Source organism: Pandoraea sp. CB10b_02, from assembly GCF_002216225.1.
Classification (GTDB): Bacteria; Pseudomonadota; Gammaproteobacteria; order Burkholderiales; family Burkholderiaceae; genus Pandoraea; species Pandoraea nosoerga.
The window spans coordinates 56,345-82,828 of sequence record NZ_NJGW02000007.1 but is presented as its reverse complement, the minus strand read 5'-3'; the positions used below and the strand labels follow the sequence as shown (position 1 = coordinate 82,828).

Sequence of the window (26,484 nt, the reverse complement as noted above, 5' to 3'; positions counted from 1 at the left end):
TCGCCGCGCATCGGCAGCATGGCTCAACGGCCAGACTCGACGGCCGGGCCCGACGGAGTAATTCGGCGACGCAACCCAGCGACGCAAGCCAGCGGCGCAAGCCAGCGGCAAAGGCGCCGCGACGGTCCCCCGCGGCGGCGCCTTTGTCGTTCCGCTGCGAGCGCTTACCGGCTTTTGCTCATCGCGTCGCCCTTGCCCATGGCATCGCCCTTGCCCATGGCGTCACCCTTGCCCATGGCGTCGTGCTTGCTCATGGCACCGCCTTTTGACATGGCGTCGTGCCCTCCCATGGCGTCGACCCCGGACATCTTGCCGCGCTTGTCCATGTCCTTGCTCATGGCACCGCCCCGGGACATGGCATCGCCCTTGCTCATGGCATCGCCCTTGCTCATGGCATCGCCCTTGCTCATGGCATCGCCCTTGCTCATGGCCTCCTGCGCGAATGCCGCGCCCGTACCGAGCGCCGCCGCCATCGTCATTGCCATTGCTGCCAGATATCGCGTCTTCATCGTCGTGAACCTCCAGGTGTGAGTGAGTGCAGCGCGAACGCATCGCAGGCGTTCCACTGCCATGCAGTCGTGCGTGCCGGCATTCCCGTGAATTCCGGCGACCGCCTCAACTGCCGCCGAACCAGTTGTAGCCCTGGTCCTCCCAATACCCGCCGGGAAACGTGTCGGTCACGAATATCGCGCGGATATGCTTGGGATTCTTGTAGCCGAGCTTCGTCGGGATACGCAGCTTCATCGGAAAGCCATAAGCCCCCGGCAGCGTCTGGCCGTCGTAGGTGAGCGCGAGCAGCGTCTGCGGATGCAGCGCCGTCGGCATGTCGATGCTCGTGTAGTAATCGTCGGCGCACTTGAAACCGACGTATCGCGCCGTCGTGTCCGCACCGACGCGGCGCAGGAAGTCTGCGAACGTCACCCCGCCCCAGCGCCCGATAGCACTCCACCCCTCCACGCACACATGACGCGTGATCTGGTCGACCATGCGCGGCGCGGCGAAGCGACGCAGACCGTCGAGCGTCCACGGCGCGCGATCGGCGATCCGCCCGGAGAGCTCGAGCCGGTAATCCGACTCGTCGACGACGGGCGCCTCGTCCACCGAGTAAAACGCGTTGAATGGAAACGGACGTGTGATGCGCGACGCGGGAAAGGTCGGTGCGAGCACGTCCTGCCGGAACAGCGCGGCCTGCACGCGATCGTTCCAGCGCGAGAACTTGTCGAGCGCCGATTCGACGCCCGCGTTGTCCTCCAGCGAGCACCCCGAGAGCAGGGCCACGCCGCCGAGCGTGAGGGTGCGCGACACAAACGCGCGGCGCGACGGTTCGGCAACGCGGCGTGTCACCAGGGCGCGGGCTTCGCGCAGGATCGCGTCGCCGTCGCGCACAATGGGTACGCCGGCCGGGGTAGCCGGCCCAGCGGGCTTTCGCTCGAGTGTCATGGCATTTCTCCTGATCGAATGCGCTCACCGGCCGGTAATCATGGTGCGCAGCGTGCGCGGCACGAGCGCCACCATCGCAACGTGGACGGCGACGAATGCGGCGAGAGCTGTCATCGCCAGAAAGTGAATCCATCGCGCTCCCTGAAAGCCGCCGAACAGCATGCACAGCCAGCCGAGCTGCACCGGCTTCCAGATCGCGAGGCCCGACGCCACGAGCAACGCGAGATCGAGCACCGCGAAGAGATAGGCCGCGCGTTGCACCTGGTTGTAGTGGCGCGGATCGTCGTGCGAGAGGCGGCCGTGCAGCGCGGCGAGTGCGTCGCGCAGCACGCCGCGGGCCGTTAGCGGGAAGAAGCGGCGGCCAAAGCGCCCGCTGCCGACGTTCATCAGCAGATAGACCGCGCCGTTCGCGGCGAGCAGCCACATGGCCGCGAAGTGCCAGCGCAGCGCGCCGCCGAGCCACCCGCCCAGCGTGATGCCGTTCGCGAAGCGAAAATCGAACAGCGGCGAGGCGTTATAGATGCGCCAGCCGCTCGTCGCCATCACGATGACGGCGAGTACGTTGAGCCAGTGGGTGATGCGCAGCCAGCCCGGCTGGACGCGGCGCGGCGGCACGCAAGGCGAGGAAGCGCCCGGCGCGGCCGGCGGCGCGGGCTTCGTGAGGGCGGACAGATCGGACATCGGGACCTCCATCGCCGGGTTGGCGTCGATGAAGCCAGTGTCGCGTCAGGCCGGTGACGAAGTCCTCACGGAAATTAAACGTTTTCGTGATAGCTCGGCGCCGCCCGGGATGGCGGGCGGTGCGGCGGTTGCATTGGCGAAAACGGGAGAGGAAAGAAAAGAGAAGGCGCGCGGCGAATGCGAACGGCGAACGGCAAACGGCAAACGGCAAACGGCTGGCACGATGCGTTCACGCGTCAGGATCGACGCTCTTGCCGTCCTTGAGATAGGCGTCGAAGATCGGCACGCGCGCGTCGAGCAGCGAGCGGATGTCTCCGAGCAGCATGTCGTAGTGCGCAGCGAGGTTTTGCGCGAACGGCGTGAGCGCGGCGCCGCCGCCCGACACGCCGCCGATGTGGCGCGTGACGAGGGGCTCGCGAAACTCGTGGTTCATCGCCTCGACGAGCAGCCACGCCCGCCGGTACGACATGCCCATGCGGCGCGCCGCCGCGGAAATCGACCCCGTCGCTTCAATCGCGCGCAGCAGCGCCACGCGCCCCGGCCCGAAGACGGGTGACTCGCCGTCCCGGATGCGAACGCGCAGGTCGTAGTCCGCCGCGCCCGCCGCGCCCGTCGCGGCCGCGAGCGCGTGTGCCGCAGGCTTGCGGCTGCGCCGGCGCTCAACTGGCATGGTTGCCCCACAGCACGATGAAGACGAGGATGAGCGCCGCCACCACCCACGGCCACCAGCGTGCCAACTTGCCCCGCGTGGACGGCACGTCGCGCATGGCGGCGTCGGCAGCGAGCGCCGCGGCCACTTCGCCGTCGGCCGCGACCGGGTCGTCGATCCTGTGGTTCGGTGCGATGAGCCCGACGAGGCGCGTGAAAAAGGTGTCGGCGAGCGCGTTGGCCGCGGCGTCGGCCTGCGGGCTGTCGAGATCGGCATATTCGCCGCCGAACCGCGCCTTCAGGTCATAGGTGAGCAATGTGTTCATCGGTCCTTGCGATAACAGCGCGACGGACGCGCGGCCGCGGGTGAGCCCGGCCGACGATCCCAGCCCGTCGAAATTCAGTGTGTACGACGCGGGCGGGACCACGTCGGTCAACGTGATGCGGGCGCGCCAGCGCCCGCCCACGGGCCCGAGCGTCGCCGCGATGACAATGTCCCAGGTGGTGTCGTCGATGCGCTCGATCGATTCGCACCCCGGAATGCACTGTCGCAACACGCCCGGGTCGTTCAGCGCGATCCACGCAACGTCTCTCGCGACCGGCAACCGCCGGCTGTTCCGTAGTTCCATTGCCCCTCCCTTGCCTTCCCCCGCCCCGGCATCCCGGGCATGGCGAATCCGTCTAGCGTCGAAATATTGTGACACGAGTTACCTCGCGCCACGCGCGCCCGCGACCGCGAGTCCGCTCCCGCGTGCGTGGTGCCAAGGAAAGCCGCGACCGCGACCATCGTCACGGTTTGAATTCGGCGGCCCCGACTTGCACCGAACGGCCGTCCGGCACCGCAGTATCGGGTGGAATACAGCGCACGCCAAGGCGCGATATACTCGGCGCATCACATCGAGCGGCGAAATCTCGGCATCGGCCGGTTCCTCGGCCCGCCTGCGAGCGCATGCCCCGGCGTCGCGAGCGCAGGCAAGGCTTCGCATGCACCGGATGGGCGAAGCGCCGGCCGGGCGCCTCGGCCGGACGGCGCCGCCGCTCACGTATTGGCGAAGGAACCGTGCTATGGACAGTGTCGACCTGGAAGTGCTGAAGTCCGCCGTGCAATGGACCCGCGCGGGCTTTTTCGTCACGCTGGGCACCGTCGTGCGCACCTGGGGGTCCGCGCCCCGCCCCGTGGGCTCGATGCTCGCGATTCGCGAAGACGGCCACATGGTCGGCTCCGTCTCAGGCGGCTGCGTCGAGGACGATCTGATTGCCCGCATCCGCGAAGGCGACTGGCCGCAAGACCGTCCGCAGCTCACGAGCTATGGTGTGAGCGCCGAGGAAGCCCACCGCTTCGGGCTGCCGTGCGGCGGCACGCTGCAACTGGTGCTGGAGCCCGTGCGCGAGGCCTCGCGCATTGCGGAACTGCTCGACGCGGTCGCGCAGTTCCGTCTGGTCGTGCGCGAACTCGACATGACGACCGGCGCAGTGCAGATCGCACCGGGTCACCGCACGCCCCCCGTCGAGTTCGACGGCAAGCGGCTCATCACGTCGCACGGGCCGCGTCATCGGCTCGTCGTCATCGGCGCGGGCCAACTCTCGAAATACGTGGCCGGCATGGCGTGCGCACTCGACTATCACGTGATCGTGTGCGACCCGCGCGAGGAATACGCCGAAGAATGGCAGGTGCCCGGCACCGAGCTCTCGCGCGAGATGCCTGACGACCTGATCGTGCGCCTGCAACTCGACTCGCACAGCGCGGTGCTCACGCTCACGCACGATCCCAAGCTCGACGACATGGCGCTGCTCGAAGCGCTCAAGTCACCCGCGTTCTACATCGGTGCGATCGGCTCGCGGGTGAACAACGCGCGTCGGCGTGAACGCCTGTCGTTGTTCGATCTGAGCACGGCGGAGATCGAGCGTCTGCACGGGCCGGTCGGCATGCACCTCGGCGCGCGCACGCCCGCCGAGATTGCCGTGGCGATTCTCGCGGAAATGACGGCCATCAAGAACGGCATCGCCGTGAAACAGACGTTTGCGATGCGCGGCGCCGAGGACAGTCTCGGCGAAGGCGCCAGACACGGCACGAGCGGCAGTCTGGCCGGTGTCGGCGAGGCGCTGCTGGCGGACGACGCGTCTCGCGCGGCCTGAGGCGGCGGCACACAAAAAAAAGCGCCGCCTTTCGGCGGCGCAACTCGCTCACTCCTTGCAGAGTGCTACTGCCTGGGTTACTTCACCGTACACGCTGCACACCGGTCGCCCAATCGACCGATCGACCGACCGATCGGCACATCAGTCGTGCGGCCACAGGAACGTTGCGGCGGCGTGCCCCTTGGCGGGGACCTGCACCTGTCGGGTCATCGGCCTGCCGTTATAGGTTGCCTTCACGGTGTAGCTGCCCGGCGGCAGCCTGACGAGCATGAAGGGACCCTTGGCACGCGTGTCGAGCACCGTGGTGCTGCCGCGCATGATCTGCACCTGCGCGTCCGCGACGTACTCGTTGGCGCCTTCGCCGCGCGCCGCCATCTCGATGGATAGCGGCCAGCGCGAGGCTTCGCGCTTGAAGGTGCCGGACTCGTCGCTGTCGATACCGCCCGACACATACGACACGTCGCCCTGCTGCATCGCGGGCGGCAGCGTGCCACCGCCCTGCGCATGCGCGACCGATACGGTCGACAGGCCGCCCATTGCCGCTACAGCGGCGGCCGTCGCGGCCGCTGCCGACCAGCGTTGCCATTGTTGCCACCGTTGCCGTCGTTGCTGTCGTTGCTGTCGTTGCTGTCGTTGCCACATATTCGACCTCCCGTTTCATCACGATGCCGGTTCGCGCCGGGCGCGCGAGGCGCTCGCCTGTCGGCCGCCGGCGCCCGGACACATCAGGTAGTGCGTGGCATCCCGTTCGGTACTGCGCTCGACTCAGCCGAGATCGACCGGGATGAAGATCTGCTGCCCGTCGCGCTGCACCAGCAGCGCAACGTTGTTGCCCGCCTTCTTGAGCTTCTCGCTCAGTTGCGCGGCGCTCGTCACCGGCGTGCCGTTGAGCGACAGGATGATGTCGCCCGCTTGCACCCCGGCCTGCTCGGCCGGACCGCCCGCGCGCGCCACCAGCAATCCGCCGGTGACCTGCGCGGCGCGCTTTTCCTGCGGCGAGAGCTCGCGCACCGCCAGCCCCAAGGGCCCGTGCGTGGCCGAGTCGTCGGCGCTCGCGACGTCCTGCTTCTCGTTGAGCGCCGCGACCGTCACGGTCACGTCCTGCTTGCCGCCGTTGCGCCAGACCGTGAGCGTGGCCTTTTGGCCGGGACGCATGTCGGCAATCTTCTCCGGCAACTGCACCGAGTCGTCGATGGTCGTGCCGTTGACCGCCAGAATCACGTCGCCCGGCTTCAGATTGGACTTCGCGGCCGGCCCGTTCTTGTCGATCGACGACACCAACGCGCCCGTGGGCTTGGGCAGGCCGAACGACTTCGCGAGCGACTGGTTGACCTCCTGGATCGCCACGCCGATGCGGCCGCGGCTCACCTTGCCGTACTGCTGGAGCTGCGCCTTGACCTTCATCGCCATGTCGATCGGAATCGCGAACGACAGCCCCTGGAAGCCGCCGGTGCGCGAGTAGATCATCGAGTTGATGCCGATGACCTCGCCGTTCAGATTGAACAGCGGCCCGCCCGAATTACCCGGATTGACCGGCACGTCCGTCTGAATGAACGGCGTGTAGTTCTCGTCGGGCAGGGCGCGCGCCTTCGCCGACACGATGCCCGCCGTCACGGTGTTGTCGAAGCCGTAGGGCGAGCCGATGGCCACCACCCATTCGCCGGCCTTCGATTTCGACGGGTCGCCGATTTTTACCGTCGGCAGGCTCGTCGCCGCGATCTTGAGCAGCGCCACGTCGCTCGCCTTGTCGCTGCCCACGACCTTCGCCTTGTACTCGCGCTTGTCGGTGAGCTTCACCGTGACCTGGCTCGCGCCGTCCACGACGTGAGCGTTGGTCAGGATGTAACCGTCCGGACTCACGATGAAACCCGAGCCGAGACTGCGCGTCGGCCCGCTCTCGCCGCCGTTGTCATCGTCGCCGCCGTCGTTGCCCGGCGCCCCGTAGAAACGACGGAAGAACTGGAACAGCGGATCGTTCTGGTCCATGCCGGGCGGCATGGGGATCGCGGCCGCGCCCCGGCCCGCCGAAGGTTTCCCATCGTGCGTCACACTAATGTTGACTACGGCCGGTCCGTATTGTTCCGCCAGTTGCGAGAAGTCCGGCACCAGCATGCGCGGTGCGGCATTCGGCGCGGTGTTCGACGTGTTGGCCGCCGCTGCCGTTGCCGTCGCCGGCCACGCCGCGTGGGCATCGCTGACCATTTCCGAGGCGAGCGGCGCTTGCCAGTGTTGGCGCCCGGCAACGTAGCCCCCCGTCAATGCGACGAGTACGGCACTGGCCACCAGCGTGCGAGTGAGCTTTGAGGTCCGCATGAGTCTCTCCTTACCGAAGACCACGTTTGAACATGCCTGTGATCGTAGAGAGGCTCCCTTAAGAGAACCTTAAGGCCTTGAGAACCTTAAGGCCTTGAGAACCTTAAGGCCTTGATACCCTTCAGACCCTTGATATCCTTCAGCCCCTTGAGATCTTCACGCGCAAAAGCGTGGTCCCGGCGACGGGCGAGCGTCGCCCGAGGAGGGAGAACGTCACACCTCACGTATGGCACGGAGTTTCGCGCCACGATGCGCGCTATGCGTTACAGCATCGCGCGTTTGAAGGAACTCGACGTGCGGTGTGTCTTGCCCGTCAATGGCCCGCTGTCTACGGTGACTAGGCAGTGCAATCCCGCACCGCACGACCGCTTCACGAGGAGGTTCATGATGCAAACGTTTCGCATGATCCGCACGGCCCACCCGCGCGGCACATTGCTTCGCCACGCCGCACACGCGCTTGGAAGCGCCGCCGCCGTGCTCGGTCTCGTACTGGCCTTCGGCGCGCACGCCGCGCCTGGCGACGGCTCGCCCGGCACGCAGGGGCCCGCCGATTCGTCGATCCCGGGGCAGACGCAACAGCCCCCGTCGGACCAGACTGCGGACCGGACGTCGGGACAAGCTTCGGGACAAGCTTCGGGACATGTGCAGGCGCCCGCGAATTGCACGCCCGATACGCCGACCGATCAGGCCATTCTCGGCAAGTCGCTCGATGAAGTGAAGACGATGCTGCAGGGCTGCCCGTGGCGCATCGGCATGCAGGACGGCAGGGTCCTGCCATCGACGCGCGACTATCGCCCCGATCGCCGCACCCTCACGATCGAGCACGACAAGGTCACGGGCGTGACGCGCGGATGAATCGCGCCCACCGCAGCGTGCCGCCACGGCCGGGCGCGCGACGGCGCGCACGGCACGATGGCGTGGCCGCCGCGCACTGAGCCACGGCGTCGCCCGCTGCCGGACGAGGCGGCGTGACGTGTCAGATCGGCGGTGGCGGGGACTGGGCCGCGCCGCCGAAGCTCACGCGCACGCGCAATCCGCGCCCGCTGCGGGTATCGAGCAGTTCCACGCGCGCACCATGCGCCCGCGCAACATTGCGCACGATGGCAAGGCCGAGCCCGCTGCCTTGGGCGCGCGGCGCTTGCGGATCCTCGTCCTGCCCCGAGAGCGAGCCCGGCCCCGGTGCATCGCCCGGCGCCTGCCCGTCTGCCCCCCGTTCGGGAGCGCCCGCCTCGCCTGACGCCGGCGCCTGCGCCGCGCCGCCACGGAAAAAGCGATCGAACACGCGTTCCCGTTCGGCCACCGCGATCCCGGGCCCGTTGTCCTCGACCTCCACCACGGCCGCGGGCGTCGCCGCCACCAGACGCACGTCGACGTGCCCGCCGCGCGGCGTGTACTTCAACGCGTTATCCACGAGATTGCCGAAGAGCGTTTGCAGCGCATCGGCATCGCCGCGCACATGTGCGATGTCGGCGAGCGCCTCGGGGGCGTCCAGGCCCAGGTCGATGCCGCGCGCCACGGCCAGCGGCGCATGACGCGCCACCACGTCGCGCAGTACCGGCACGAGCGGCATGTCGACGAAGGCCGAGGCGGCACGCGCCGCATCCGGCTCCTGACGCGCCAGCGTGAGCAGCTGCGACACCATGTGCGACGCGCGCTGCACGCCGTCTCGCAGATCCTGCATGGCTTGCGCGCGTTCGGCCTCCGTGTTCGCCCGGTCGAGCAACTGCACCTGCAATTGCAACGCGGCAAGCGGCGTGCGCAGCTCGTGCGCCGCATCGGCGACGAACGCCTTTTGCTGCACCAGCGCCTCGTCCAGCCGGCCCAGCAAGCTGTTGAGCGCGCGCACGAGCGGTCGGACTTCGTCGGGCAGGCCAGCCTCGGGCAACGCTTCGAGGGCGCCCGGCGAACGCTCGTCCAGCGCCTTCGTGACACGCCTTAACGGTTGCAGTCCGCGGCCGACGACGAACCACACCAGCAATGCGAGCAGCGGCATGGCGACAACGAGCGGCAGCAGCGTGCGCAACGCCATCGAGACGGCGAGCGAGTCGCGTATCGCCATCGGCTGCGCCAGTTGCACGACGTTCTCACCCACGAGCGCCGCGTACACGCGCCAGTCGCCGGCGGGCGTCTGCACGGTGGTGAAGCCAAGCTCCGCGCGCGGCGGCAACGGCGTGCGCGGGTGCGAGTAGTACAGCTCCACGCCGTTGCGGCTCCAGATCTGGATGACGAGCCCGGCCGCGTCGCTGTGCTCGCCCGGCGCGCTCGAGAACGGCTCGGCCGGCAGCGACAGGGCCATCTGCTGCAGTTGGAAATCGAACAGTGCGTTCGCCTCGGTGCGGGCCTGGCGGAAGATGGCCACGCCGGCGAGCACGAGCGCCGCCGCGAGCGTGAGCAGCAATCCGACGAGAAGACGGCGACGAATCGAGCGCATTACTCGGCCTCCGATGCCGCGCCGCGCGCGCCCGGCATCTGCGCCGTTTCAGCCGGCATCATGTAGCCGACGCCCCGCACGGTGCGAATGACGTCCGCCCCGAGCTTCTTGCGCAGCCCGTGCACGTGGACTTCCACTGCATTGCTGGCGACCTCCTCGCCCCAGCCGTAGATGCGCTCTTCGAGCTGCGCCTTGGAGAGCACCGCCCCGGGACGGTTGAGCAGCGCTTCGAGCACGGCGTATTCCCGAGCGGAGAGCACGACGGGCACGCCGCTGCACGTGACCTGCCGCGTGGCCGGGTCGAGCACGATGGCGCCGTGGCGCAGCAGCGGCTCGCTGCGGCCCGCCTGGCGGCGCACCAGCGCGCGCAGCCGGGCGGCGAGCTCGTCGAGGTCGAACGGTTTGACGAGATAGTCGTCCGCGCCGGCGTCGAGTCCCTTCACGCGATCGGCGACGGCGTCGCGCGCGGTCGCGATGAGCACCGGAAGCGCCTGACCGCGGGCGCGCAAGGTGCGCAGCACGTCGATGCCGTCGCGGCGCGGCAGGCCGAGATCGAGCAGCAGCGCGTCGTATGACTCGAGGGCGAGTGCATCGAGCGCCCGCTGGCCGTCGCCGACGTGATCGACGGTCCAGCCATCGTGGCGCAGCCCCTTCGTCACGGCCGCGGCGATCATCGCGTCGTCTTCCACCAATAGGATTCGCATGGCTTGTCGGTATCGTTGGGCCTTCGCAGAACTTTTCGCAGAACTTTTCGCAGACTGTCCCGCAGGACTTCTGACGAGCCTTCGCACGCGTCGATCGCCGCGTGCGAGTGCCGCGTCCGGATGTTGCCTGAGGGTGACAGTCACAGGATTTTCGACCCATTGTAGCGACAGTTCGTTGCACGCCCGTCTTACAATGCAGCCAACCACGCGCCGCGCATGTCAGACGCACATCGCGGCGCGGCACTCGCCACATCGCTTCGCCGCCGCGTCCGCACCGCTGTGCCTGAGCGCCTCAGGTCCATACGGTTTCGCAGCGCGCAACACTGGAGAACATCGCCCGTCATGCGCGTCCCCCGCCTGCATCGCTTGCCCCGCCGCCTTGTAGTCGCGCCGTTCGCACCGGCGCGCTCGCCATTGCCGCCCTCCTCCTTGTCGCCCTCCTCCTCGTCGCCCTCCTCCTCGCCGCCCTCCTCCTCGCCGCCCTCCTCCTCGCCGCGCCCCCCTTCGCCACCCCAGTCGTTGCCCTCGTCGCCATCGTGGTTGCCGCCGCCATCGACGCGCGCGTTGGCGTCGTCGCTTGCGTGGGGCGCGTCGGTGCTGAGCCTGGCGCTGCTCGCGAGCGCGCCCGTGCAGGCCAGGCCGGGCAAACACGCGAAGATGCCGAAGGTGCCTGTCGCCGCCGCGCACGCCACGCCGCTGCCCGCGCCCCTTGCCCGCGCGCTGGCCGCGAGCAAGGTGCCCGCCGCGCACGTGAGCGTGGTCGTCGCGCGGGTCGACAACCCGCTGCAGACGCGCGGCAGCATCGCGCCGCCCTTGCTGGCCGTCAATCCAGGCGTGCCGCGCAATCCGGCGTCGACGATGAAGCTCGTCACCACGATCGCCGCCCTCGACACGCTCGGCCCGGACTACCGCTGGCGCACGCAGGCGTTCACCGACGGACAGATCGACGGGCGCACGCTCAACGGCAACCTGTACTTCAAGGGCACGGGCGATCCGAAGCTCGTGCCCGAGGAGATGGAGAAGTTCGTCGCGGAGTTGCACAATGCGGGCGTGGTCAACATCAATGGCGACATCGTGCTCGACCGTTCGGCCTACAGCGCGGACATTGGCGCAACCGCCGCGATCGACGGCGGCGACGATCGCCCCTACAACGTGGCGCCGGACCCCCTGCTCTACTCGTTCAAGGCCGTCTCGTTCAGCTTTACCAGCAACGCGAACGGCACCGTCGACGTTGGCGTGCTGCCGCCGCTGGCCAATCTGCAGGTCGCCAACGAAATGACGTCGACGCCGACGGGCAACTGCGGCGACTGGCTCGCACGCATCCACCCCACGCTCGCCGCCACGCCCGACGGCACTTACGTCGCCCACTTCTCCGGCACCTATCCGGCCGCCTGCGAGGACAAGGGCTGGAACGTGGCGGCACCGGAGCGCGACCGCTTCTTCCTCGGCGGCTTTCGCGCGCTGTGGCAGGCGTCGGGCGGCCAGTTCAACGGCGGCGTGCGCACGGGCGCCGTGCCGCCGGGGGCGCGGCTGCTCGTCACGCATCGCGGTCAGACCCTCGCCGAAGTCGTGCACGACATGAACAAGTTCAGCAACAACGTCATGGCGCGCCAGCTCTTCCTGACGCTGGGCCTCGGCGCCGACGGCAAGACGCCGGCGAGCCTCGCGCGCTCGCGCGAAGTGCTGCGCCGCTGGCTCGACAAGAACGATCTCGCCATGCCGGGCCTCGTCGTGGAGAATGGCTCGGGTCTGTCGCGCATCGAGCGCGTGAGTGCGGCCGAACTCGCGCGGCTGTTGCAGCATGGCGTGAACGGGCCGCACGCGCAGGTGCTCGTCGAATCGATGCCCACGGTCGGCGTCGACGGCACCATGCGCAATCGTCTGAGCAATCGCGACGTGGCGGGCAACGCCCACATCAAGACGGGCACGCTCGACGACGTGAGCGCCGTGGCCGGCTACGTCGGCTCGCGCAACGGCAACATCTATGTCGTGGTCTCGCTGGTGAACGATCCGCGAGCGAGCAATGCGCGTGCGTTCAACGACGCGCTGATTTCGTGGGTGTACGAAAACGCACCGTGAGCGCGGGCGTGCCGCCGTGCTGTTGACGCTTCCTTTTTCGACGTTTCCTTTTTTGACGTTTCCCTCTAACGGGCGCGTGACGCGCGGTCATTCGCGTCAGAATAGACGTTCCATCGGCGTCATCGCCGCCAAGACGGCGGGACGCCGGTTCAGACGACCCTACCGTGAGGAGACGCGCGGTCATGAACGTCGAGTTGATTCTGCTGGCGCTCGCGCCGGTGTTCGTGCTGTGTATCGGCATCGAAGCCTGGTACTGGCGGCGTCGCCGCCCCGGCATGTACAGCCTAAGGGACACCGTGAGCAACGCCACGCTCGCCCTCATGCACCAGGGGGCCGACAAGCTGGCCTGGCTGCTCGTCGTGCCGTTCTATGGATGGCTCTACGACCATTACCGCGTCTATACGATGCCTGGCGGCTGGGCCGGCTTCGTGCTGCTCTTCGTCGTGCAGGACTTTCTCTACTACGTCTTCCATCGCGCCAGTCACCGCGTTCGCTGGCTCTGGGCCGCGCATGTGGTGCATCACTCGTCGGAGCGGCTCAACCTGTCGACCGCGTTCCGCCAGAGCCTGATGTATCCGGTCGCCGGCATGTGGCTGTTCTGGACGCCGATGGCCCTCATCGGCTTCACGCCGGTGCAGATCGTCGGCGTCGTCCTGCTCAATCTGGCGTTCCAGTTCTTCGTTCATACGCAGGCCATTCCGAAATTGGGCTGGCTCGAGTACGTGCTCAACACGCCGTCGATCCACCGGGCGCATCACGCGCGCAATCCGCGTTACATCGACCGCAACTATGCCGGCGTGCTGGTCATCTGGGACCGCCTGTTCGGCTCCTATGTCGAGGAAAGCGAGGACGAGCCGTGCGAATTCGGCATCGTCGACCCGATCCACACCCACAACCCGATCACGCTGACGTTCCACGAATGGCGCATGATGGCGCGTGACGTCGTCACGGTGCCTGGCTGGCGCAACAAGGGGATGGCGTTGTTCGGGCCGCCCGAGTGGCGGCGCGCATGGCTCGCCGCGCAACCCGCGGCGACACCCTCGGCGGTTTCATCGGTGGCGCCCGGGACCGGCGTGGGGAGCATGGCGGGCGCCGAAGCCTCGCGCGAGACGCGCTGACGCAGAACGCCGGCGATTCATGAAAAAGGCGCGGAAACTCCGCGCCGTCTTCGTGAGCCCTCGCACTATCCCCAGGCGCTCATTCTCGCTCGAACGCCGCGGCTGCGCGGCCCAGCCGATCGCCGACGGCGGCCCAGGCCGGCGTATCGGGCAGACGTTCGAACAGGATGTGCGTGACGTTGGCGCGATCGAGCCGGCGCAGCATCGCGTAGAGATCGGTGGCGAGGGCTTCGGGCGTGGCCGGCAACGCGATCTTGAGAACGTCGTCGGATGCCGCGGCGTCGGCCGGCAGCGCCGCGAGCGTCGGTGCAAACGCCGCCACCGCGACACGCTCGCCCGTCGGACGCAATGCCAGCGCCGGGGCGAACTGCCCGGCGTCGCACAGATACAGCGGTGTGCGCGGGGCGTAGTGCGCCTTGAGCGTGCCCGACGCGCGCGGCGCATTGCTGTCCTGTCCCGGCAGTCGTGGCATTTCGCCCAGAACCTGCGCGATCTGCGCTGGCGTGATGTGCCCCGGGCGCAGCAGCGCCGGAAAGCCGCGCGACAGATCCACGATGGTCGATTCGATGCCCACGGCCGCCTCGCCGCCGTCGAGCACGTGAACGCTCACGCCGGGCAGTCCGGCGAATTCGTCGCGCACGTGCTGCGCCGCCGTCGGGCTCACCTGCCCGAAGCGGTTGGCCGACGGCGCGGCAACGCCGCCCTGCCCGCCCGGCCCCGCCTTGAGCGTCGCGAACTCACGCAACAGCGCCTGCGCGACCGGATGCGACGGGCAGCGCAGCCCCACCGAATCCTGCCCGCCGGAGACGGCGTCCGGAATATGCGGTGCGCGCCTGAGGATGAGTGTGAGCGGACCCGGCCAGAAGGCGTCCATCAGCGCGCGCGCGGCGGGCGTGACGTCGTCGCTCCAGTAGCCGGGGTCGCCTTCGGGCGAGAAGTGAACGATGACGGGGTGGTTGGCCGGGCGTCCCTTCGCGGCGTAGATGGCGGCGACGGCCGCCGGGCTCTCGGCGTCGCCGCCCAGGCCATAGACCGTCTCCGTCGGGAATGCGACGAGCTCGCCCGCTGCAAGCTGCGTGGCGGCCCGGGTAATGTCGTCGGCCGACGGCATGACGACGCGCGGCGCTTGGGGCGAGCTCATCGCTCAGTCTTCCAGCGCAATGTCGAGGCTCGCGGCCGCCGAGACGCACGCCTTGCGCGCTTCGTCGAGCGTTGCGGCGGCGAACGTGATGTGGCCCATCTTGCGCCCCGCGCGCGCCTCCTCCTTGCCGTACAGATGCAGGCGGGCGGACGGCAGCGCAACGACGTCGGCCCACGCCGGCGTGCGCGGCTGGTCCTTGCCCTCGCCCTCGAACCACACGTCGCCGAGCACGTTGAGCATGACCGCCGGCGAGTGCTGACGGGTCTCGCCCAGCGGCAGCCCCGCCATGGCGCGCACCTGCTGCTCGAACTGGCTCGCCGCACACGCATCGATCGTGTAGTGACCACTGTTGTGCGGGCGCGGCGCCATTTCGTTGGCGATGAGCGTGCCGTCCTCGAGGATGAAGAATTCGACGCACAGCACGCCGACGTAGTCCATTTGCGAGGCGATTTTCGCCGCGGCCGCGCGGGCGGCGTCGGCCACCGCCGGCGCCGCGTCGGGCGCGGGCACGGTCGTGGTGGCGAGAATGCCGTCGATATGCACGTTCTGCGCGAGCGGATAGGTCGCCACCGCGCCGTCGGCGCCGCGGGCGCTCAGCACCGAGACCTCGAACGCCAGCGCGAGACGTTTCTCCAGCACGCACGGCACGCCGCCGAGCGCGGCATAGGCGCTGCGCGCCTCGGCCGGCGTGCTCACGCGCACCTGCCCCTTGCCGTCATAACCCAGGCGTGCGGTTTTCAGAATGCCGGGCAGCACGCTCGCGAGCGCGGCGTCGCCGATGGCGGCAAGCGCCTCGCCGGACTCGATCACCAGGTGCGGGGCGACCGGCACGCCGCAGCTTTCGATGAAACGCTTCTCCGCCACGCGGTCCTGCGCAATGGCCACGCAACGCCCGGCCGGGCTCACGGTCGAGGTCTTCGCGAGAAAGTCGAGCGACTCGGCCGGCACGTTCTCGAACTCGGTGGACACCGCCGGGCACAGCGCGGCGAGCTCGGCGAGCGCCGCCTCGTCACGATAGTCGGCGACAATCAGGCGATCGGCCACCGCGCCTGCCGGACAACGCGGATCCGGGTCGAGCACGCAGACCTTGTAGCCCATCGACTGGGCGGCAAAACAGAACATGCGGCCGAGTTGGCCGCCGCCGAGCATGCCCAGCCACTGGCCGGGTAGGACGGGATGTGCGGGATGTGCGGGATGCGCGGATGGCCTCGAGTGCGCAGGCGCAGCGGGTGCGGAATTCATCGTTGTGAAGACGGAAAACGGGGACGGTCGTTCTTCTTTTACAGGGCGGGCAATGTCATGCCGCGCGCGGCCTCGGTCTGCTTCGCCCGGAAGGCCTCGAGCCTGTCGGCGAGCGCCTTGTCGCCGGCGGCGAGCATCGCCACCGCGAACAGCGCCGCGTTGGCCGCGCCCGCCTCGCCGATGGCGAACGTGGCGACCGGCACGCCCTTGGGCATCTGCACGATAGACAGCAGCGAGTCCTCGCCGCGCAGGTACTTGCTCGGCACAGGCACGCCAAGTACCGGCACCGTCGTCTTGGCGGCGATCATGCCCGGCAGGTGCGCGGCGCCGCCGGCGCCCGCGATGATCGCCACAAGCCCGCGCTCGCGGGCAGCTTCGGCGTAGCGGAACATGTCGTCCGGCATGCGGTGCGCGGAGACGACCCGCGCCTCGTAAGGCACGCCGAATTCGGCCAGAATCGCGGCCGCGTTCTTCATCACTTCCCAGTCCGAGTTGGACCCCATGACCACGCCAACGCGCGGGGCCGCGGCTTGTTTGTCACTCATGTCGTCGATGCTCCGCTCAGGCCAGTGACTGGCCGGTCAGGCGCTCGAGCGCCTCGCGGTACTTGGCGGCCGTCTTCTCGACGACTTCCACGGGCAGCTTCGGCGCCGGCGGGGTCTTGCCCCACGGCTGGGTCTCCAGCCAGTCGCGCACGAACTGCTTGTCGAACGACGGCGGGTTGCTGCCCACGGCATACGAATCGGCCGGCCAGAACCGCGACGAGTCAGCCGTCAGCGCTTCGTCCATCAGGTGGAGCTTGCCGTCGTCGTCCAGACCGAATTCGAATTTCGTGTCGGCAATGATGATGCCGCGCGTGGCGGCGTAGGCGGCGGCTTCCTTGTACAGACGGATCGAGATGTCGCGAATCTGCTCGGCGAGCTCGCGGCCGATGCGGCTCGCCATCTCGTCGAAGCTGATGTTCTCGTCGTGCTCGCCCAGTTCGGCCTTGGCCGCCGGCGTGAAGATCGGCTCGGGCAGTTGCTGCGCGTTTTGCAGCCCGGCGGGCAGCGTCACGCCGCACACGGCGCCGGTGGCCTGATAGTCCTTCCAGCCGCTGCCGGCGAGGTAGCCACGCACGACGGCTTCGACCAGGATCGGCTTCAGACGCTTGACGACGACCGCGCGGCCGGCGACCTGGGCGACCTCGTCGGCCGATACGACGCTCTCGGACGCGACACCCGTCAGGTGATTCGGCACTACGTGCGCGAGCTTGTCGAACCAGAAGTTGGCCATCTGGTTGAGCACGCGGCCCTTGCCCGGAATCGGCTCGCCCATGATCACGTCGAACGCCGAGAGGCGGTCCGTCGTCACGATCAGCAGCTTGTCGTCGCCGACGGCGTAGTTGTCGCGCACCTTGCCGCGCGAGAGCAGCGGCAGGCTCTTGAGGGAGGATTCGTACAGGGCGTTCAGAGCGGGGGTAGTCACGGCGGGACCCGATATCAGGAAGGGCAAAGGCGTAATTATACGCGCCTCGGGTAACGTTTCGCGAAGATGTCGGCCCTGCCGCCTGCCGCCTGCCGCCATCGCTCCGGTCGCCTCGGCCCACCGGATCCCGCCGGCGGCGTCACGCCGGCGCAGACCGGAACGCCAGCGCGAGCCGCTCCCTTTCCGACGCGTGCACCAGCAACGCCACCACCGGCGTTCGCTGCGTGGGATGCGACATCACGTCCTGCCTCGCGAAACAGGTTCGGTGCCAACTGGCCACGACCCCCGCGTCGTAATACTTGTTGTCGCACGTGAGCCCGTAATCGTCGAGCGACACCAGACGAACGGCATCCGGACTCCGCGGATCGATGGGCTCGAGCGAAATCCGGTCGGTGTGCCCGCTGACGTAGCATGGACTGAGGAAGCGGATACCGCTCAGCACGTTGATCTCCTCGCGCAGCCAGAGCAGCGCCTTGCCGGGCGGCAGGCAGCCCGAGGCGAGCAGCGGCGCGACGTGCTCGAAGTTCGCTTCGAGAATCGCCGCGAGCTTCTGGCGCCCGCGGGCGCTGCGCCAGTCGATGTGTGCACCGGCGACCTCGGGCAGCGTGCGCAGATGCTGTAGCAGCAGATGCGCCTTGCGCTCGCGGTGCATGTCGCCGCGCCCCGACGTGCGCAGCATGTCGACCAGCAGCGCAAGTTCCGCGATGAGGTCGAAGCTGCGGGCGGCGGCATCGATGTAGTGGCTGCTCAACTCGGCGCGCTGGGACGCGACCGCGCCGGAGATCATGCCGCGCAGCCTGGCGTCACCGCCCTGGAGCTGCAGCGCGGCGCTGGCGATCACCGCGCATGGCCTCGCAATGCCGTGCTCCGAGCACACCAGCGCGATCCTGCCGGGATGGCGTCGCAGGTAGTCGGCGACGCCGCGGCCGGCATCCCAGAACGTCCGGCCGGAAATACCTGTCCCCCGGCGCTCCATCCCGACGAACTCCATGAAGCTCACGTGCGCGAGGCTGCCCTCGAGCTCGGCAGACGGTGGCCGAGCATCGCCGCCGCGCGCCGCAACGCGGGCGATGTACGTGCTCACGGGGCGCTGCCGGTAACCCGCGTGGTCGGCCGGCCGAACAGAATCGGCGTCCACGCGCATGGCACCCGGCTCGACGCAGCAGATCGCGCCGATCCTCGGATTGGCCTTGAGCATGCGGGTAAGGGTGTCGGTCTCGGCCGGCGTGGCGGTCGGTCCCGCGATAAACGTATGGCCACCCAGTTCGATCAAGCCATAGCGGGTGCATTGACCGTCCACGCGAATCAGGTTTGTCGTGTTCACGCCGTACCGCGCAGCCCAAGCCTGGGCGACTCGCGCGTTCGCCCAGTCGGGTGTCGGGTCGTCGTGCCCCCAGATGGGGATCGGTGCGGTGAGGTCGATCGCGGGCGCAGCGCCAGGCGGCCGGGGCGCCACCTCGCGCCCGGCCGAACCGGGGGCCGCGCAGGCCGGCGCCGCCGGGACGTTCCCTGCAAGATTCGGTGCGCTCGACACGCGATGAGAGGCGCGTGCGTTCGCGACCCGGGACATGGCCGCCGCCATCGGCGAGTCAGGCGACGAGGATCTCGATGGCGCGTCGGTGCAGGAAAGCCCGAGGCAGTTCGTCAGCGAATCCGGCAGGAATTTCAGTGGCATCGATGTCTCCGTGATGGCCCGTGCGAACGGCCGTCGGCAATCGGCAATCGGCAATCGGCAATCGGCAATCGGCAATTGCCAATGGGCACGGGCATGGGCAAGGGGCAGGTCGGCGAACGGTCGTGAAGCGTGCCACGCGCCGCCGTGCCCAACTTCCGGAATATGCGTGTGGCTGTCGCTTTGCACCGAAGCCGTGCGGGCATCGCCCCCTTCCCGCACCGCACCGGCAGTGAGCGCCGACGCGCCGACGCCAAAGGAAAGGGCCCGGTTTCCGCACCAGCGATCGCTGGCGGGAAACCGGGCCCCGGAGCCGGTGCATCCGCGATGCACCGCGCTGGCCGACAGGCCGCGCGAATACCGCGCGAGCCCGACGCGCCTGATTTACTTCACGATTTGCGCGAGGTCGCCGCTCTTGTACTTCTCGGCCATCTTCTCGAGCGAGACCGGCTTGATCTTGCCGGCCTGGCCTTCGCAGCCGAACGCCAGATAGCGCGCCTTGCAGACCTGCTTCGCGGCTTCGCGGGCCGGCTTGAGGTAGTCGCGCGGATCGAACTTGCTCGGGTTTTCGAACAGATAACGGCGGATCGCGCCCGTCATGGCCAAACGGATGTCGGTGTCGATGTTGACCTTGCGCACGCCGTGCTTGATGCCTTCGACGATCTCTTCGACCGGCACGCCATACGTTTCCTTCATGTCGCCGCCAAACTCGCGGATCTCGGCCAGCAGTTCCTGCGGCACCGACGACGAGCCGTGCATCACGAGGTGGGTGTTCGGAATGCGGCGGTGGATTTCCTTGATGCGGTCGATGGCGAGAATGTCGCCCGTCGGCTTGCGGCTGAACTTGTAGGCGCCATGCGAGGTGCCGATGGCAATGGCCAGCGCGTCGCACTGCGTCTGATGCACGAAGTCGGCGGCCTGATCCGGGTCGGTCAGCAGTTGTTCGCGCGTCATGGTGCCGTCGGCGCCGTGACCGTCTTCCTTGTCGCCCTTCATCGTTTCGAGCGAACCCAGCACGCCCAGCTCGGCTTCGACCGTCACGCCGATGTAGTGCGAGAACTCGACGACCTTCTTCGAGACTTCGACGTTGTACTCGTAGCTGGCAACCGACTTGCCGTCGGCCTCGAGCGAGCCGTCCATCATCACGCTCGAGAAGCCGCTCTTGATGGCGGCCATGCACACGGCCGGCGACTGGCCGTGATCCTGGTGCATCACCACCGGGATATGGGGGTAGGCTTCGACGGCGGCCGAAATCAGATGGCGCAGGAACGCTTCACCGGCGTACTTGCGGGCGCCGGCCGACGCCTGCATGATCACCGGGGCGCCAACTTCGTCGGCCGCCGCCATGATCGCGGAGACCTGCTCCAGATTGTTGACGTTGAAGGCCGGCAGACCATAGCCGTTTTCGGCGGCGTGGTCGAGCAGCTGTCGCATAGAGACTAGGGGCATGATGTTCTCCTTGGAATCACAAAACTAAGTAAATCTTTTCCTCGATCCGCAGGCGCCCCTCATGACGACGGCTCGCGGGCGGCGCGGCACCTGGCCTCGCCGCGCTCGCGCGGCCCCTCTCGTCATGCGTGGCCCACCTGAACGATCTTCAACGTGTTGGTGCCGCCGGGCTGCCCCATCGGTTCGCCGACCGTCAGCACGATCGTGTCGCCGCGCTTGACCACGCCGCTCGAGAGCAGCAGTTGCTCTGCCTGCTTGAGCGCCTGATCGCGGTCGTGCGCCGCATCGGCTCGCATCGCGTAGACGTTGCGATACAGCGCCATCTTGCGATGGCTGCCGAGCTGCGACGTCAGCGCGAAAATCGGCACATGGATCTTGTGGCGGGACAGCCACAGCGCCGTGGCGCCTGACTCGGTGAGCGCCACGATCGCTTTCGCGCCAAGATGATACGCGGTAAACAGCGCCCCGGCCGCAATCGTCTGATCGATGCGCGTAAAAGTTTGGTCCAGCCAGTCGCGGTCGAGTTCCACGGTCTCCGAGCGTTCGGCCTCGACGCAGATCGCCGCCATCGTCTCGATCGTCTCGACCGGGTACTTGCCTGCGGCGCTCTCGGCCGAGAGCATCACGGCGTCGGTGCCGTCGAGCACGGCGTTGGCCACGTCCGACACCTCGGCGCGCGTGGGCACCGGATTGTGGATCATCGACTCCATCATCTGCGTTGCCGTGATGGTCGTCTTGTTCATCTCGCGCGCCAGGCGAATCATGCGCTTTTGCAGCGCCGGCACCGCCGCGTTGCCGACTTCGATGGCCAGGTCGCCACGCGCGACCATGATGCAGTCCGACGCCGCCAGGATCTCCTCGAGCGCCGGAATGGCTTCGGCGCGCTCGATCTTGGCGATCATCAGCGGCTTGATGCCGTAAGGCTCGCCCGCCACGTTCGCCAGGCGCCGCGCCATTTCCATGTCCGTGGCGTTCTTCGGAAACGAGACCGCGACGTAATCGGCGCCCAGCGCCATCGCGGTCTTGATGTCTTCCATGTCCTTGGCGGTCAGCGCCGGAGCCGTGAGGCCGCCACCCTGGCGGTTGATACCCTTGTTGTTCGACAGGTCGCCGCCGACCTTCACCGTCGTGTGAATCTCGTTGCCCAGCACGCGATCGACGATCAGCACGATCAGGCCGTCGTTGAGCAGCAGCACATCGCCCGCGCGCACGTCGCGCGGCAGCTCCTTGTAGTCCAGCCCGACACGCTCGTCGTTACCGAGCTCGCAGTCCGCATCCAGAATGAACTTGGCGCCGGCCTCGAGCGTGGTCTTGCCGTTCTCGAACTTGCCGACGCGAATCTTCGGGCCCTGCAGATCGGCCATGATGGCCACTTCTCGGCCCGCCGCCCGGGCAGCGGCGCGCACCATCTCGGCGCGCTCGATGTGGTCCTGCGCCTTGCCGTGCGAGAAGTTCAGCCTGACAACGTCGACGCCCGCGGCGATCATGCGCGAGAGCACTTCCGGCGTGCTCGATGCCGGACCGATGGTGGCGACGATCTTGGTGGAGCGGTTCATTACTTCCATCTCTTCATCCTCTTTTGGTAACAGCGCGTTCGACATTGCTGGCGCTTAGAGGTTTGTAGCGCATTTAGGCCGTCGCAGGTTAACCAAAAAGTTCGTATTGTCAGTACGAAATCGTTCGATTCGATCTCTGACGTTCGCAATGAGAGGAACAAAACCCTCGCCTTCCGCTCCCGTCAAACGCCGTCCGATCGGCCCGGATGCTCCGCCCCACCTGGTTTTTGCGCGCTTCAGGCGGCCTGAGCGGCGCGTTGTTGCAGCACATCGACCGCCGGCAGCGTCTTGCCCTCGAGGAATTCGAGGAATGCGCCGCCGCCGGTCGAGATGTAGCTCACCTGATCGGCAATGCCGTACTTGGCAATGGCGGCAAGCGTGTCGCCGCCGCCGGCAATCGAAAAGCCTCTGGCGGCCGCGATGGCGCGCGCCAGTGTTTCGGTGCCATGGCCGAACTGGTCGAATTCGAACACGCCGACCGGGCCGTTCCACACGATCGTGCCGGCGCCGGACAACTGCTCGGCGAGCCGGGCGGCCGTTTGCGGGCCGATGTCGAGAATCATGTCGTTGGCGTCCACGTCGGCAGCGGCCTTCACGCTCGCTTCGGCCGTCGGGCTGAATTCCGTGGCGCACACCACGTCCGTGGGGATCGGCACCGAGGCGCCGCGGGCGGCCATCGCGTCGATGATCGCCTTGGCCTCGCCGACCAGATCGGCTTCGGCGAGCGACTTACCGATCGGCAGGCCGGCCGCGAGCATGAACGTGTTGGCAATGCCGCCGCCCACGATCAGCTGATCGACCTTGTCGGCAAGCGACTTGAGAATGGTGAGCTTGGTGGAGACCTTCGAGCCCGCGACGATGGCCACGAGCGGACGGGCCGGCGCGTTGAGCGCCTTGCCCAGCGCCTCGAGTTCGGCGGCAAGCAGCGGGCCGGCGCAGGCCACCGGCGCGTACCTGGCGATGCCGTGCGTGGTGGCCTCGGCGCGGTGCGCAGTGCCGAACGCGTCGTTCACGTACACGTCGCACAGCCTGGCCATCTTCTGCGCCAGTTCGTCGTTGTCCTTCTTCTCGCCCTTGTTGACGCGGCAGTTCTCGAGCAGCACGACCGTGCCCGGCGCCACGTCGAAGCCGCCGTCGACCCAGTCGGCGACGAGCTTCACGTCACGGCCGAGCAGCTCGGACAGGCGCCGCGCCACGGGGGCGAGCGAGTCGGCCGGCTTGAATTCGCCCTCGGTCGGACGCCCCAGGTGCGAGGTCACCATCACGGCGGCGCCGGCGTCGAGCGACATCCGGATGGCCGGCACCGACGCGCGAATGCGCGTGTCTTCCGTGATACGGCCCTCGTCGTCTTGCGGCACGTTCAAATCGGCGCGGATGAATACACGTTTGCCCGCAAGGCGGCCCTGAGCGATCAGATCGGTAAGACGGACGACGGAAGCCATGAGAATCCGGAATGAATGGTGGGAAAAACATGCATTTTAACTGATCCGACCGGCCGAATGCCCATTTTGGCGTTCGCAGTTTCGCCTACAGGAACAGGCGCCCCAGCGTGTAGACGGCCATGCCCACGACGATCATCTCGATCATGTTGCGCCGCCACACGAACCAGCCCGTAGCAGCCACGGCAGCGGCCAGCTTGTGGTTGCCCGGATGCAGCGCGAACTGGTGGTCGAGCAGCAGCACCTCGGGCACCACGATGACGGCGAGCGCCGCCGCGGGCGCGTAGCGCAACGCTCGCTGCAGCCGCGGCGGCAGCGTGACGCGATCGCCCGCGAGCAGGAAGAACGTGCGCGTGACAATCGTCACCACGGTCATCGCCACGAAGGCGAACCAGATTTCGAACGTGCTCATGAGCGCGACTCCCGGGAAGCGGGCGGCTTGCCTGCCGGCGCGAGCTTCTTCGCGCGACGCGCGGCGAGCTCGTCGCACACCATGCCGGCCGCGAGCGCGCCAAGCACGCCCAGCACGAGATTGAGGCGATACGGCAGATCGAACGCGAGCAGCCCGATGACCGACGCCAGCGTGACCACCAGCAGCGTCGAGCGCGTGGTGATGGTGTGCACCATCATGGGAATGAGCGCGAGCGTGCCCGCGAAGCCGAGTCCCCACGTGTCGGGCACGAGCGCGCCGAGCAGAATGCCGATGACCGACGAAACATGCCAGACCACCCAGTTGCTGAGGGTGATGCCGTAATACGTGCCCTCCTTGCCCGGCACGTAGCCGGTGGCGAAGTTCTGGTTCATGAACATCACGAAGCCCAAATCGCCGTTCACGTAGCCCAGCACCAGACGCCGGGGCAGCGACAGATACGAGAAGTGCGGCTGGAGCGCCGCGCTGAAGATCACGAAACGCAGGTTGACGATGCCCACGGTGAGCAGGATGGTCCAAAGCGGCAGCCCCGCGGCGAATAGCGGCAGCGACGCCAGTTGAGCCGATCCGGCGTAGAGCATCAGCGTCATGCCGATGGCCTGCGGCACGGTAAGCACCGACTTGCTCATGGCGACGCCCGTCACGAGGCCCCACGAGAAGATAGCGGGCAACAGCGGGGAAATAATGCGGAAACCGGCCGCGAACCCATCACGTTCAGCGGCAGGCAGACGAAGCATTGGCATGGTCGGTTGGGGGGCGAACGCCGGGGCAAGCGGCGCGGTGTCTGGCATTGCGGGGCGAAGCGGTCCCGACGGCGCCCGGCACGCCCGAGATGACCGCTACGCGGCCACGGCGCCCGCCTGGCTTGCCGGAGTCTGTCCTGAATATATTCGTCATTGGCGGCGGACGACGGTCCATTATAGCCATGGTAAGTAGTTGCTTAGTACGTTCATGGCGTACATCCGCACGTTTTCGCAGACGCAACGGGCGAGGTGTCGCGCGCACGCCACGCGGGGACGAAACCGGTCGGCCATGCAGACGCCGCCGTAGCGGCCCTGCGTCCGCAAAGGGCTGCTGCTGCTTTACAATAGCGACTTTTGGTGAATCGGCCGGGCGCCGGACATGAGGCTTTCCGTGTCGCCGGCCGGGCAATTCCCGAAATCCCGAATACCCATCACGGTCAGAACCCCATGAGCGAAGTCAAAGAAATGCCGGTCGTCGAAGTCGGCGCCGAAGATCTGCCGGTCCATTGTCCGAATCCGAAGATGGAAGCCTGGAGCGCCCATCCGCGCGTGTTCATCGACGTCAGCCACGGCGAAGCCGCGTGCCCCTACTGCGGCACCCGCTATCGGCTGAAGGCCGGCGTCGTGCTCAAGGGCCATCACTGAGCCGTCTGCCCCCCGGACGGGTGGGCGCAGCCCATCTGCGTGACGACGCGCCGCCCGTGCCCCTTTCCGTTTCATCGCTACGCTTAACGTAAGAGTCTCCGCCACGATGCATAAAGCCTTGGTGATCGCCCCCAACTGGATTGGGGACGCGCTGATGGCGCAGCCGTTGTTTACCCTGCTGAGGCGTCTGCATCCGCGTCTGACCATCGACGCGATCGCGCCCGGCTGGGTCGCCCCGGTTCTGGAGCGCATGCCGGAGATTTCGCGCGTGGTCTCGACCGACCTCGCGCACGGCAAGTTGCAGCCGCTCGAGCGTTACCGGCTCGCGAGCGTGCTCGCCGACGAGGGATACGACGCCGCCTACGTGCTGCCGAATTCGCTGAAGTCGGCGCTGATTCCGTGGCTCGCGCGCATTCCGCTGCGCATCGGCTACAAGGGCGAGCAGCGCTACGGCCTGCTCAACGTGCGCCACGCCAACCCGCGCAAGGACGAACGCCCGCCGATGGTGCGCCACTACGCGGCGCTTGCCTTCGCGCCCGGCGCGAAGCTGCCCGAGACGCTGCCCACGCCGCGCATCGAGGCCGACCTGAACGAGTCCGCCCGCGTGTACGCCCGCTTCGGGCTGGATTTGCGCGTGCCGCTCGTCGTGTTCTGTCCCGGCGCCGAGTTCGGTCCGGCCAAGCGCTGGCCGCCGGGGCATTTCGCGCAGCTCGCCCAGTTGGTTCGCCGCTCGTTCCCGTATGCGCAGATCGTCGCGCTCGGCTCGGGCAAGGATGGCGCGCTGGCCCAGCAAATCGCGGCCGACGCGCCGTTCGTGCGCAATCTTTGCGGGCAGACGTCGCTCGCCGAGGCCTGCGCCCTGCTCGCGCGCGCCAACGCCGTGGTGAGCAACGACTCGGGACTGATGCACGTCACAGCAGCGCTGCGCCGGCCGCAGATCGCGCTTTTCGGTTCGTCCGATCCGCGCCACACGCCGCCGCTGTCCGACCAGGCGCATGTCCTGTGGCTACAATTGGAGTGCAGCCCGTGTTTCGCCCGCGAATGCCCGCTCGGCCACACGCGCTGCCTCAACGAGCTGATGCCCGAGCACGTGTTCGCGAACCTGCGCAACATCCTGCTCACGCAGCGCTGAGCCGGCGCCCGCAGCGGA

Annotated in this window: 25 protein-coding genes; 6 read left to right on the top strand and 19 right to left on the bottom strand. The window is 67.9% G+C overall.

Going from position 1 to position 26,484, the window contains the following annotated elements; genetic code table 11:
* Positions 1 to 164: 164 nt before the first annotated feature.
* From CDN36_RS09505 to CDN36_RS09485, 5 genes are all read right to left on the bottom strand, one after another.
* Positions 165 to 572, bottom strand: coding sequence for a hypothetical protein (locus CDN36_RS09505; RefSeq protein WP_287496601.1), 408 nt, complete (start codon positions 570 to 572; stop codon positions 165 to 167).
* Positions 573 to 615: 43 nt separating this feature from the next.
* Entirely contained in the window at positions 616 to 1,440 is an 825-nt protein-coding gene (locus CDN36_RS09500; RefSeq protein ID WP_287496600.1) for a molybdopterin-dependent oxidoreductase, read from the bottom strand.
* A 24-nt stretch (positions 1,441 to 1,464) separates the two neighbouring features.
* Positions 1,465 to 2,121 (bottom strand): cytochrome b/b6 domain-containing protein, encoded by a 657-nt coding sequence (locus CDN36_RS09495; protein ID WP_287496599.1) that lies wholly within the window; start codon positions 2,119 to 2,121, stop codon positions 1,465 to 1,467.
* Positions 2,122 to 2,350: 229 nt separating this feature from the next.
* Positions 2,351 to 2,791, bottom strand: coding sequence for a winged helix-turn-helix domain-containing protein (locus CDN36_RS09490; protein WP_287496598.1), 441 nt, complete (start codon positions 2,789 to 2,791; stop codon positions 2,351 to 2,353).
* Entirely contained in the window at positions 2,781 to 3,398 is a 618-nt protein-coding gene (locus tag CDN36_RS09485) for an SRPBCC family protein (RefSeq protein ID WP_150557028.1), read from the bottom strand. The genes CDN36_RS09490 and CDN36_RS09485 overlap by 11 nt, the downstream gene beginning before the upstream one ends.
* Positions 3,399 to 3,834: 436 nt before the next feature.
* On the opposite strand from CDN36_RS09485, the gene CDN36_RS09480 reads away from it, so the two are divergent.
* Positions 3,835 to 4,905, top strand: coding sequence for an XdhC family protein (locus tag CDN36_RS09480; protein WP_241014002.1), 1,071 nt, complete (start codon positions 3,835 to 3,837; stop codon positions 4,903 to 4,905).
* Positions 4,906 to 5,046: 141 nt separating this feature from the next.
* Here CDN36_RS09480 and CDN36_RS09475 read toward each other — a convergent pair whose 3' ends face one another.
* Both CDN36_RS09475 and CDN36_RS09470 read right to left on the bottom strand, forming a co-directional pair.
* Positions 5,047 to 5,547 carry a peptidase associated/transthyretin-like domain-containing protein gene (locus tag CDN36_RS09475; RefSeq protein ID WP_287496597.1) on the bottom strand — a complete coding sequence of 167 codons (501 nt, stop codon included), beginning with the start codon at positions 5,545 to 5,547 and terminating at the stop codon, positions 5,047 to 5,049.
* A gap of 123 nt (positions 5,548 to 5,670) precedes the next feature.
* Entirely contained in the window at positions 5,671 to 7,218 is a 1,548-nt protein-coding gene (locus CDN36_RS09470) for a DegQ family serine endoprotease (protein ID WP_287496596.1), read from the bottom strand.
* 384 nt (positions 7,219 to 7,602) lie between these two features.
* Between CDN36_RS09470 and CDN36_RS09465 the strand changes: the two genes are divergently transcribed.
* Positions 7,603 to 8,073 (top strand): hypothetical protein, encoded by a 471-nt coding sequence (locus tag CDN36_RS09465; protein ID WP_287496595.1) that lies wholly within the window; start codon positions 7,603 to 7,605, stop codon positions 8,071 to 8,073.
* A gap of 121 nt (positions 8,074 to 8,194) precedes the next feature.
* Here the strand turns inward: CDN36_RS09465 and CDN36_RS09460 are convergent, their stop codons facing one another.
* Positions 8,195 to 9,649, bottom strand: a complete 1,455-nt coding sequence (locus tag CDN36_RS09460) for an ATP-binding protein (protein ID WP_287496594.1) — start codon at positions 9,647 to 9,649, stop codon at positions 8,195 to 8,197.
* Positions 9,649 to 10,353, bottom strand: a complete 705-nt coding sequence (locus tag CDN36_RS09455) for a response regulator (RefSeq protein WP_287496593.1) — start codon at positions 10,351 to 10,353, stop codon at positions 9,649 to 9,651. The genes CDN36_RS09460 and CDN36_RS09455 overlap by 1 nt, the downstream gene beginning before the upstream one ends.
* Positions 10,354 to 10,917: 564 nt before the next feature.
* Between CDN36_RS09455 and dacB the strand changes: the two genes are divergently transcribed.
* Positions 10,918 to 12,432: a D-alanyl-D-alanine carboxypeptidase/D-alanyl-D-alanine endopeptidase gene (gene dacB / locus CDN36_RS09450; protein ID WP_287496592.1), complete on the top strand. Its 1,515-nt coding sequence runs from the start codon at positions 10,918 to 10,920 to the stop codon at positions 12,430 to 12,432.
* Between the two features lie 182 nt (positions 12,433 to 12,614).
* Positions 12,615 to 13,550 (top strand): sterol desaturase family protein, encoded by a 936-nt coding sequence (locus CDN36_RS09445; protein WP_287496591.1) that lies wholly within the window; start codon positions 12,615 to 12,617, stop codon positions 13,548 to 13,550.
* Positions 13,551 to 13,629: 79 nt separating this feature from the next.
* Here CDN36_RS09445 and CDN36_RS09440 read toward each other — a convergent pair whose 3' ends face one another.
* From CDN36_RS09440 to CDN36_RS09395, 10 genes are all read right to left on the bottom strand, one after another.
* On the bottom strand, positions 13,630 to 14,691 hold the full coding sequence (locus CDN36_RS09440) for an L-threonylcarbamoyladenylate synthase (RefSeq protein WP_150557034.1): 1,062 nt from the start codon (positions 14,689 to 14,691) through the stop codon (positions 13,630 to 13,632).
* A gap of 3 nt (positions 14,692 to 14,694) precedes the next feature.
* Positions 14,695 to 15,933 carry a 5-(carboxyamino)imidazole ribonucleotide synthase gene (locus CDN36_RS09435; RefSeq protein ID WP_150557035.1) on the bottom strand — a complete coding sequence of 413 codons (1,239 nt, stop codon included), beginning with the start codon at positions 15,931 to 15,933 and terminating at the stop codon, positions 14,695 to 14,697.
* Between the two features lie 38 nt (positions 15,934 to 15,971).
* Positions 15,972 to 16,478 (bottom strand): 5-(carboxyamino)imidazole ribonucleotide mutase, encoded by a 507-nt coding sequence (purE, locus tag CDN36_RS09430; RefSeq protein ID WP_150557036.1) that lies wholly within the window; start codon positions 16,476 to 16,478, stop codon positions 15,972 to 15,974.
* Between the two features lie 16 nt (positions 16,479 to 16,494).
* On the bottom strand, positions 16,495 to 17,385 hold the full coding sequence (locus CDN36_RS09425; protein ID WP_287496666.1) for a phosphoribosylaminoimidazolesuccinocarboxamide synthase: 891 nt from the start codon (positions 17,383 to 17,385) through the stop codon (positions 16,495 to 16,497).
* 154 nt (positions 17,386 to 17,539) lie between these two features.
* Positions 17,540 to 19,261 (bottom strand): hypothetical protein, encoded by a 1,722-nt coding sequence (locus tag CDN36_RS09420; protein ID WP_287496590.1) that lies wholly within the window; start codon positions 19,259 to 19,261, stop codon positions 17,540 to 17,542.
* Between the two features lie 195 nt (positions 19,262 to 19,456).
* On the bottom strand, positions 19,457 to 20,521 hold the full coding sequence (fba, locus tag CDN36_RS09415) for a class II fructose-bisphosphate aldolase (protein ID WP_150557038.1): 1,065 nt from the start codon (positions 20,519 to 20,521) through the stop codon (positions 19,457 to 19,459).
* Positions 20,522 to 20,643: 122 nt separating this feature from the next.
* The gene (gene pyk, locus CDN36_RS09410; protein ID WP_150557039.1) at positions 20,644 to 22,077 is read right to left on the bottom strand and encodes a pyruvate kinase; all 1,434 of its coding nucleotides are present in this window, start codon (positions 22,075 to 22,077) and stop codon (positions 20,644 to 20,646) included.
* Between the two features lie 236 nt (positions 22,078 to 22,313).
* Positions 22,314 to 23,519: a phosphoglycerate kinase gene (locus CDN36_RS09405; protein WP_287496589.1), complete on the bottom strand. Its 1,206-nt coding sequence runs from the start codon at positions 23,517 to 23,519 to the stop codon at positions 22,314 to 22,316.
* Between the two features lie 85 nt (positions 23,520 to 23,604).
* Positions 23,605 to 23,928, bottom strand: coding sequence for an AzlD domain-containing protein (locus CDN36_RS09400; RefSeq protein WP_287496588.1), 324 nt, complete (start codon positions 23,926 to 23,928; stop codon positions 23,605 to 23,607).
* Complete coding sequence (locus tag CDN36_RS09395; RefSeq protein WP_287496587.1) at positions 23,925 to 24,683, bottom strand: AzlC family ABC transporter permease; 759 nt, start codon at positions 24,681 to 24,683, stop codon at positions 23,925 to 23,927. The genes CDN36_RS09400 and CDN36_RS09395 overlap by 4 nt, the downstream gene beginning before the upstream one ends.
* A 453-nt stretch (positions 24,684 to 25,136) precedes the next feature.
* Between CDN36_RS09395 and CDN36_RS09390 the strand changes: the two genes are divergently transcribed.
* A complete protein-coding gene (locus CDN36_RS09390; RefSeq protein WP_150557043.1) occupies positions 25,137 to 25,334 on the top strand; it encodes a zinc-finger domain-containing protein in 198 nt (65 codons plus the stop codon).
* Positions 25,335 to 25,440: 106 nt separating this feature from the next.
* Positions 25,441 to 26,466, top strand: coding sequence for a lipopolysaccharide heptosyltransferase II (waaF, locus tag CDN36_RS09385; protein WP_150557044.1), 1,026 nt, complete (start codon positions 25,441 to 25,443; stop codon positions 26,464 to 26,466).
* Positions 26,467 to 26,484 lie beyond the last annotated feature (18 nt).

Bases quoted from the DNA above. Each gene is read 5' to 3' on its own strand.
- CDN36_RS09460 (WP_287496594.1), bottom strand. From the start codon at position 9,649: ATGCGCTCGATTCGTCGCCGTCTTCTCGTCGGATTGCTGCTCACGCTC.
- CDN36_RS09400 (WP_287496588.1), bottom strand. From the start codon at position 23,928: ATGAGCACGTTCGAAATCTGGTTCGCCTTCGTGGCGATGACCGTGGTG.
- CDN36_RS09435 (WP_150557035.1), bottom strand. From the start codon at position 15,933: ATGAATTCCGCACCCGCTGCGCCTGCGCACTCGAGGCCATCCGCGCAT.
- CDN36_RS09480 (WP_241014002.1), top strand. From the start codon at position 3,835: ATGGACAGTGTCGACCTGGAAGTGCTGAAGTCCGCCGTGCAATGGACC.
- CDN36_RS09475 (WP_287496597.1), bottom strand. From the start codon at position 5,547: ATGTGGCAACGACAGCAACGACAGCAACGACAGCAACGACGGCAACGG.
- CDN36_RS09405 (WP_287496589.1), bottom strand. From the start codon at position 23,519: ATGGCTTCCGTCGTCCGTCTTACCGATCTGATCGCTCAGGGCCGCCTT.
- purE (WP_150557036.1), bottom strand. From the start codon at position 16,478: ATGAGTGACAAACAAGCCGCGGCCCCGCGCGTTGGCGTGGTCATGGGG.
- CDN36_RS09465 (WP_287496595.1), top strand. From the start codon at position 7,603: ATGATGCAAACGTTTCGCATGATCCGCACGGCCCACCCGCGCGGCACA.
- CDN36_RS09490 (WP_287496598.1), bottom strand. From the start codon at position 2,791: ATGCCAGTTGAGCGCCGGCGCAGCCGCAAGCCTGCGGCACACGCGCTC.
- CDN36_RS09395 (WP_287496587.1), bottom strand. From the start codon at position 24,683: ATGCTTCGTCTGCCTGCCGCTGAACGTGATGGGTTCGCGGCCGGTTTC.
- CDN36_RS09440 (WP_150557034.1), bottom strand. From the start codon at position 14,691: ATGAGCTCGCCCCAAGCGCCGCGCGTCGTCATGCCGTCGGCCGACGAC.
- CDN36_RS09485 (WP_150557028.1), bottom strand. From the start codon at position 3,398: ATGGAACTACGGAACAGCCGGCGGTTGCCGGTCGCGAGAGACGTTGCG.
- CDN36_RS09470 (WP_287496596.1), bottom strand. From the start codon at position 7,218: ATGCGGACCTCAAAGCTCACTCGCACGCTGGTGGCCAGTGCCGTACTC.
- CDN36_RS09495 (WP_287496599.1), bottom strand. From the start codon at position 2,121: ATGTCCGATCTGTCCGCCCTCACGAAGCCCGCGCCGCCGGCCGCGCCG.
- CDN36_RS09445 (WP_287496591.1), top strand. From the start codon at position 12,615: ATGAACGTCGAGTTGATTCTGCTGGCGCTCGCGCCGGTGTTCGTGCTG.
- waaF (WP_150557044.1), top strand. From the start codon at position 25,441: ATGCATAAAGCCTTGGTGATCGCCCCCAACTGGATTGGGGACGCGCTG.
- pyk (WP_150557039.1), bottom strand. From the start codon at position 22,077: ATGAACCGCTCCACCAAGATCGTCGCCACCATCGGTCCGGCATCGAGC.
- CDN36_RS09500 (WP_287496600.1), bottom strand. From the start codon at position 1,440: ATGACACTCGAGCGAAAGCCCGCTGGGCCGGCTACCCCGGCCGGCGTA.
- CDN36_RS09390 (WP_150557043.1), top strand. From the start codon at position 25,137: ATGAGCGAAGTCAAAGAAATGCCGGTCGTCGAAGTCGGCGCCGAAGAT.
- fba (WP_150557038.1), bottom strand. From the start codon at position 20,521: ATGCCCCTAGTCTCTATGCGACAGCTGCTCGACCACGCCGCCGAAAAC.
- CDN36_RS09505 (WP_287496601.1), bottom strand. From the start codon at position 572: ATGGCAGTGGAACGCCTGCGATGCGTTCGCGCTGCACTCACTCACACC.
- CDN36_RS09455 (WP_287496593.1), bottom strand. From the start codon at position 10,353: ATGCGAATCCTATTGGTGGAAGACGACGCGATGATCGCCGCGGCCGTG.